6 protein-coding genes and 1 riboswitch are annotated in these 7662 nt (G+C 49.0%); all 6 genes read left to right on the top strand.

Annotated features, from left to right (window positions below):
* The first annotated feature begins 188 nt into the window (after nucleotides 1–188).
* The 6 genes from ACEW9I_RS15335 (at nucleotide 189) to ACEW9I_RS15360 (ending at nucleotide 7407) form a co-directional block, all read left to right on the top strand.
* Nucleotides 189–2879, top strand: a complete 2691-nt coding sequence (locus ACEW9I_RS15335) for an ankyrin repeat domain-containing protein (protein WP_373541198.1) — start codon at nucleotides 189–191, stop codon at nucleotides 2877–2879.
* 379 nt (nucleotides 2880–3258) lie between these two features.
* A riboswitch (cobalamin riboswitch) is annotated at nucleotides 3259–3442 on the top strand.
* A 60-nt stretch (nucleotides 3443–3502) separates the two neighbouring features.
* Nucleotides 3503–4234: an energy-coupling factor ABC transporter permease gene (locus ACEW9I_RS15340; protein ID WP_373541205.1), complete on the top strand. Its 732-nt coding sequence runs from the start codon at nucleotides 3503–3505 to the stop codon at nucleotides 4232–4234.
* The gene (locus ACEW9I_RS15345) at nucleotides 4231–4521 is read left to right on the top strand and encodes an energy-coupling factor ABC transporter substrate-binding protein (protein ID WP_373541199.1); all 291 of its coding nucleotides are present in this window, start codon (nucleotides 4231–4233) and stop codon (nucleotides 4519–4521) included. Before ACEW9I_RS15340 ends, ACEW9I_RS15345 begins: the two co-directional genes overlap by 4 nt.
* Nucleotides 4518–5315, top strand: a complete 798-nt coding sequence (cbiQ, locus tag ACEW9I_RS15350; RefSeq protein ID WP_373541200.1) for a cobalt ECF transporter T component CbiQ — start codon at nucleotides 4518–4520, stop codon at nucleotides 5313–5315. Before ACEW9I_RS15345 ends, cbiQ begins: the two co-directional genes overlap by 4 nt.
* Nucleotides 5308–6150: an energy-coupling factor ABC transporter ATP-binding protein gene (locus ACEW9I_RS15355; RefSeq protein ID WP_373541201.1), complete on the top strand. Its 843-nt coding sequence runs from the start codon at nucleotides 5308–5310 to the stop codon at nucleotides 6148–6150. The genes cbiQ and ACEW9I_RS15355 overlap by 8 nt, the downstream gene beginning before the upstream one ends.
* A gap of 156 nt (nucleotides 6151–6306) precedes the next feature.
* Nucleotides 6307–7407, top strand: a complete 1101-nt coding sequence (locus ACEW9I_RS15360) for an iron-containing redox enzyme family protein (RefSeq protein ID WP_373541202.1) — start codon at nucleotides 6307–6309, stop codon at nucleotides 7405–7407.
* Nucleotides 7408–7662: the final 255 nt, after the last annotated feature.

Consider the following 7662-nt stretch of genomic DNA (forward strand, 5'->3'; position numbering starts at 1 on the left):
AAGACAGTGCAAGAGGGTAGAGGGAGTTTGGGTTTAGGTTTTAGGGGATGTATGGGGAGATGAATGGCGATCGATAAAAAGCAAAGTACCGATGGTAGCGATTTTGGTCGGAAATTTGGGAAAGATGAAACTATAGGCAGTGCCTCAGGCATATCTCCTCTCACCCAGCAAATTCGGACACAGCAATCATGAGTGTAGATCCCCAAACTCAGAGCTTATTTGACGCGATCGCCGCAGTTAACTACAATCGAGTCAAGCTCCTCATCGATCTAGGAGTAGCGATCGATCGCCCCAACGATCGCGGACAGACACCATTAGCATTGGCTTGTCAGCAAGGGAGTTTGGAGATCGTCGATCTACTCGTCGCTGCTGGTGCTCGGATGCACTCACCCAGATATTCACCGCCACAGTCGCCCAGCGATGTAGTTCTAACCCCCAATCCCCCTGCTACGGAATCGCAACGATCGGTTTTACCAGATGCTCTCCGTCCCGATCCGCACCAACAAGAGATCCCATTTGACAATTTAATCGAGCTGCTCCATCAACCGCCAACTGCCAATCCCACTGAGGTAGAGCAGATTGTCCCCATCGCACCCCAGCCGCTAGTAGCCGAGCAGTACAACACAGATTTGCACAGACTTGTTGCCAATTGGCAAGATTTTAGCTCAGATGCTGAGGCTACCTATACCTTCGATCTCGATGAAGTTTTTGCCGCCAATGATGCTCTCGATCGATCGGCGACGTTGGATGCACTAGAAATGTTTGTTGATGGTGACAATACGATTACTTCGATCCAGCGTCCCAAGCAAGAGATCGAATTTGAAGCTGGTGAGACTTATGCTTTCGATCTGAGTCCCGATCTAGATCGACTGATGGTGGAGGCAAACGAGGAGCCAGATCGGCTAGCGATGCCGATGGACAAATGGGAAGAGAGTGCGACATACGTAATTGATAATTTGCCGCCACTAACACCCGTTGATACGCTACCACCGGATTTCCCGCAGCAACAACTCGACCATATTGCCGCCATCGAGGCTCGGTTCGAGACACTACCCGCACAGTCGATCGCTGATGAAGATCGGTTTGTCGCCAGTGCAACGTGGGAAGATAATGAAACCTACGCCATCGATCTCGACGATCTGAGTTTGCCAGAACTACTCATCGACTCAACTCGGGTTGTCACCTCCGAGCGGCACTTGCTGGGGGATATCGATGCTAGTCTCTTCCCAGTGAGTCAACTGGGAGACGATCCCCAGAGTGATGATGATGAGTGTCAATACTACGATCCCGACACTCAGACTAGTACGGATATTTTTGGACAAAGTAAGACTAAATCAGCAGAGTTAGAACTAGCTCCCATTTATGAAGAAAATGCCACAAATACCTCATTAATGGCAGCCGTAATCGATGGCGATCTGGACCTAGCACTACAGGCGATCGAAGCTGGAGCTAGTCTCGATCGCTATGATTGGAACTTGGGATACTCACCGCTAGGGATGGCAATCGATCGGGGATATGTCGATCTCGTCGGGCAGTTGTTGACTGCGGGAGCCAATCCCCACTGTGGTAGTACTGCCACTACCGCGCTTGGTTTAGCCGCAGAGCGCGGTGAAGTCGAAATTATTCAGATGCTCCTGCCTAGAGGCGTCGATATCAATGCCCCAGTCGGACAAGATGACTGGACGGCGTTACTATCTGCCATCCATCACGGACATCGATCGGTCGTCCAATTGCTAGTGACGGCTGGGGCGAATGTCAATGTCTGGAGTCGAGGGGAGACACCGATTTTATTGGCAGCAAAATGTGAAGAGCGCGAGATTTATCAATACCTGTATCCGTTGGTGAATACCGCAATTCGACTCTGTGCCGATCGCGATGGCGAACAGCTCCTCCAAGCCACCCACAAACGCCGGATTCGCCAACAAAATCGCCCCGTAGAGAAATTGATCGAAATGGCGACAATGGGCAATGTCGATGAGGTGAATCGCGCCATTGAGATCGGGATCGAAGTCGATGAACTGGGCGCACAGGGACATACAGCTTTGATGGCAGCGGCATATCACGGACATCGATCGATTGTCAATATTTTGTTGGCGGCTGGTGCCGATCCCAATCTCCTCAGCGATGATGATGGATTGGGATCGGCGGGGATGACGGCACTGATGATGGCTGCGGGCAGCTTCTTTGCTAGCAATCGTCAGCATGTCGTTCGATTGCTGATTGCTGGCGGCGCGGATGTCAATCAACGCGGTGTTGGTGGCAAAACGGCGATCTTCTATGCGGCTCTGGCTGGTTCTGGTTACCTCGACTGCGTGGAGACAGCGATCGCCGCTGGTGCCGACCTCGATCTCCAAGATGACTCTGGACATACGGTCTTGACAGCAGTAGCCGCCGCCGAAAACTATCCGCTGTTCAATCTCCTGATGCAAGCAGGTGCCTCCACCGCTGGATTAGAATCGATCCAACTCATTCAAGCTGCGGGTGCTGGCAATGTCGATCGGGTTCGCTCTTTATTGGCAACCAAAGTCAATCTCGATCTCGATCGCGGTGCCGCAATTGGCAGTGCTGCCGCCGCAGGGCATACTCAGATTGTCGAACTCTTGATCCGCGCTGGAGCCAATGTCAATCTCCAGGATAAATTAGGATTTACACCGATCGCCAGTGCTGCTTATGCAGGCTATGGGGAGATCGTCCAGTTATTAATCGATGCAGGTGCCGATATTCACGCTCCCGCTGGCGGCTCCCAGAGTTATTCGGCTCTAGAATATGCTCAAATGGGTTTATATCAATGTGATTTTCGGAATGAAAAGCAACACCAATCTGGCGATCGTCAACACGCCCAAATCGTTCGTCAGTTGCAACAATTGGGCGCACGTTGAATAGTTGATAGTTGCGGCGCGCGCTCTGGAGGTTCCCTCCAGGTATGGCGCGACAAGACAGACAGCGATTTATGATACTTGGGCTGCTGTGGACGAGTGCATCGAGACGTGTCGATCGGGCGAAGCGTTTGGCTCAACACTAGCAGGTAGAACAGTTGCAAGAGTGGAGATTTAGCAGATGGCACCTTTAAGCTACTAGAGCAATCGCCAAGACAGATAAGACACTCTGCCTTTTAGTCTGCGGAGGCAGACTTTGCGCCATGAGCGACGACTTCCAGTCGTTGTCATGTCCTCATCACTGTGGCGGTTGCTATAATTCTCAATAATTCACAGTGACACTGGATCTGAGGTGCTAGGATGTAACCAGTCGTTGGTGCCACCATTCCCAAGAGCGATCGATTCTGGAAATAGTTAGCCACGGAAATCAATGGGGAAAGATTGGTGTGAAATCCAACGCTGTCCCGCAACTGTAATGTGTTCAAAGTGCCATAATTTGCTAGTTAGATCCTGGTAAATTTTGAATTAACTGAGTCAGAACACCCATTGGTTGAAATACATCACGTTCATCTGCGAGGTTCAAGGTGACACAATATTTGTCTGAAAAATTGGCTAGATTGCTAGCAATGGTTGGCTTGAGCGCGTATTTAGTCATTGGATCGCCAACCCCAGCCTATGCGATGCACATTATGGAGGGATATTTACCCCCAATTTGGGCAGGATTTTGGTGGCTAGTCTTTATTCCTTTTTTCTTCTTTGGCTTGCGATCGCTCACCAAAATTACGCGGATTAATCCCGAACTCAAGCTACTGCTAGCCATGTCCGGTGCTTTTACCTTCGTCTTGTCAGCACTCAAAATCCCCTCAGTCACTGGGAGCTGCTCCCATCCGACAGGTACGGGTTTGGGTGCAGTGTTATTTGGGCCATCAGTGATGTCAGTTTTGGGCGCGATGGTACTGTTATTTCAGGCTGTGTTGCTAGCTCACGGTGGCTTGACTACACTAGGAGCCAATGCCTGCTCGATGGCGATCGCGGGGCCATTTGCAGCATACTGGATTTATCGGGGAGTGTGGAAAATGACTCACAATCCCAGTCTGGCGATCTTTTTGGCAGCTTCATTAGGCGATCTGATTACCTATCTCGTTACTTCAATTCAGCTTGCGCTAGCTTTCCCCTCACCCACTGGCGGCTTTGTCGCATCGTTTGTAAAGTTTGGGAGTATTTTTGCATTTACCCAAGTACCCCTAGCCATTAGTGAGGGATTGCTGACAGTACTAGTGTGGAACTGGCTCAAAACCTACAACGCTGACGAACTCAAGACTCTCAATTCGATGCAAATTCAGGAAGCCCAACTATGAATCAACCTAGTAAAACTACCCAAAACTGGCTCCTGATCGGTGGCGTAATCATCCTTGCGATCGCGCCCTTGATATTTGTCAAAGAGGGTAAGTTTGGCGGAGCTGACGATCGAGCCAAAGATGCTATTACTGAAATCCAGCCCAGTTATCAGCCTTGGTTTAGTGCGGTCATGGAACCAGCGAGTGGTGAAATTGCCAGCCTCCTATTTGCCTCCCAAGCAGCACTGGGCGCGGGATTTGTCGGGTATGCGATCGGACTTTACAAAGGTCGTTCCGAGCGGAAGTGAATATTCACATCGATACACTCGCCTATAGCAATCGGCTCCGCCAACTACCACCAGCCCAAAAACTCTGGTTTGCGATCGCTGTGTTGCTGCTTGCCCTCGTCACTCACTATCCGGTGCAAATCGTCATTTTGGGGTGGATGAGTGTGTGGATCGTCGTTTATGCTGGCATTCCGGCGCAAGTATATGGTGCGATGCTCTTGGGCGTTTTGACATTTTTGGTGACTAGTTTGCCAGCTCTGATCCTTGACTATACGAGCGTGAGTTCGTCAGTGGTGCCAGCCGATGCTTTGTGGCACATGGATCTCTGGGGTGGGTACCTCTATCTGAGTCGTCAGGGGTTGCTCCAGGCGGTAGAAGTGGTGTTTCGCTCGATGGCGAGTACGGCGGCGTTGTTTTTTATCGTGCTGACGATTCCGGCGATCGAGTTAGCTACTATTTGTGAGCGGCTAGGCTGTCCGCCGATTTTGGTTGAGCTATTACTACTGGCTTACCGCTTTATTTTTCTATTGTCAGATACCGCTCAGCAAATTATTACGGCTCAAATAGCGCGGGGTGGTTATCGGACGCAGCGGTTGGCGATGAATAGTTTGAGTTTATTGATTAGACAATTAATTCAGCGGACGGCTAGCCGTTATCAGCAGTTGACACTCGCTGTCAAAGCGCGCGGCTTCGAGCAAGAATTTCGGTTTTGGCAACCTGATACCTATCAATATTCGCCGCGTTATGCGCGAGAATCGATCGGCGGCTGTGTGGTGCTAGTAGTTGGAGAAATACTATATCGCTGTTATGTCTGAATATTTACTAGAGTTTCGCGATGTTTATTACAGTTATCCGATGGCAACAGCTCCGACATTGCAGGGGTTGAGCTTGCGGGTGCCCAAACAGCGTAAGACGGCACTAATCGGTGCCAATGGTTGCGGTAAGTCTACCATGTTGGCGATCGCGGATGGATTGTCCAAACCCGATCGCGGGACAGTAATCCTCGATGATACGCCACTGACATTCGATCGATCTGCACTCAAACGCTGGCGACAACGAGTCGGCTTAGTATTTCAAGATCCCGAACAGCAACTCGTCGCACCTACTGTCGCGGCAGATATTTCTTATGGGCTGTGCAATCAAGGTTTGCCCACAGCAGAAGTAGCTGCTAAAGTAACTAAAACTCTCGCTGATTTTAACTTAGAAACTCTCGCGATGTCACCGCTTCAACACCTGAGTTTAGGTCAAAAAAAACGGGTAAGTATCGCTGGAGTAATGGCATTACAGCCTGAGTTATTGCTCCTAGACGAACCCACGGCTTATCTCGATCCGATGCAAACTCAAAATCTGTTGACAGAGCTAGACTCGATCGCTCAACTCGGCACCACGCTACTAATTGCCACCCATGATTTAGATTTTGTGTATGAATGGGCGGATTGGATGTTGGTGATGGATGAGGGCAAGTTACTCGCTGAGGGTGAGACTTTAAGCGTGTTCGAGCAGCTCCAATTTATGCCGAATTTCCAACTGGGGATGCCGCTATTGTGGCAAATGTGGTCGCGACTAGCTCCAAGCATGTCCCAAGTTCCAGCCCCAAGATCGATCGACCAATTTGCGCTGGCTCTAGAAGGCTATCGATCGGGAAAATAGTACATTTTTAGAAGTACCACCTTTTATTCACTACTTGTCTATCGTAAGAGAGATAAAATTAGCGATCTTGCTTAATTATATTAAGAATGTGTAGATCGCAATTTCGTTACCTACAGCGATCGCCTCAGCATTGTTCTCACTCAGAACGTACAAATTATGGTTTTATTGCGTCCCGATTTGTCTCTTACGGAGGCATCAACGGATTTTTTGTCTACAGCAACGCCAGATTATCACCAAGCAGAGCAGATATTTAGTCAGCTTTTAACTACCGAAAATCTCGATCGACAGGTAACGCTCGATCCAAACTTAGCAGCAGAGTTTGAAACCGCCTTACAGACTGCGTTGGCAGTTGCGTACATCGATCGTGTAGCATCAGCAATCGAAAATTGGTTTTTGCAGCGGATTCTGTACCGGATTAACCGACTTAATTTTATCTGGTACAAAGATTTAAATGAATATACTAACGAGCGATCGCTGTACGTGCAATGGGTACGCGATCGGATTGAAAAACCTTGGCAAGCTTGGGAATCAGCCCAGATCGACCTCAATCTCAAAAACTTGTCAGTTAATGAAATTAAAGAAGCATTAATTGCGCGTGGGGATGCCGATTTAACACCCCCAATATCGGCAAATAAGCAGTATTTACGACAAGAAATGACCCTCAAAAGCTATCGCCATCTGATTGCGATCGCCTCTTTGGATGGGTTGGTAGAATCAAGCCGCCTATGCCAGCTGTTGGGTGGTGCTAGCAATGAAATCCAGGCGACATTGATCCGCGTCTTGCTCGAAGAATATGGAAATGGTCGCCTCAGCCGCAAGCATTCTACCTTCTTTGCTCAAATGATGGCAGAACTCAACCTCGATTCGACCCCAGAAGCTTACCTTGATTTGGTGCCTTGGGAAGTTTTGGCGTCCATCAATCACAACTTTCTGCTCACACAGTGCAAGCGCAATTTCTTGCGTTACATCGGTGGTTTTACCTACTTTGAAATTGTCGGTCCCTCGACTTATCAAGACTACATCGCCGCCGCCGATCGGTTGGGACTGTCCGAAACCGCCACCGGATACTGGGAATTGCATATCAAAGAAGACGAACGCCACGGACAATGGATGCTTCACAATGTCTCCTTACCGCTAGTCGATATGTATCCTCGGCAGGCATGGGAATTGATACTCGGATACGACCAAGACAAGTATATGAGTGCGCGTGCTGGCGATGCGATCGTCAAAATTATTCAAAATTCAACATTTAATTAAAAATCAAATGGATTCGATCCAAATACCCGTTGGCGTTGGCGTAAGCCTACCGTTAAGTACAGCCTCTGTGCCAGAGAATCGAGAACTAACCTCGGTTCACTCTTATTCACCCAAAGAACCTGAGTTCGATGAGGCTAGCCTCATCATCAAATCAATTACCTGACTGTGTTTGAGCCAATCACTACCAATCCTCAAAAACTAAGTGTTTCATAAATTATTATCAATAAGCTCTGCTTGTTGATAATTAGCGGTCAT

Origin of the sequence: Chamaesiphon sp., from assembly GCF_041738855.1 — a bacterium.
Classification (GTDB): Bacteria; Cyanobacteriota; Cyanobacteriia; order Cyanobacteriales; family Chamaesiphonaceae; genus Chamaesiphon.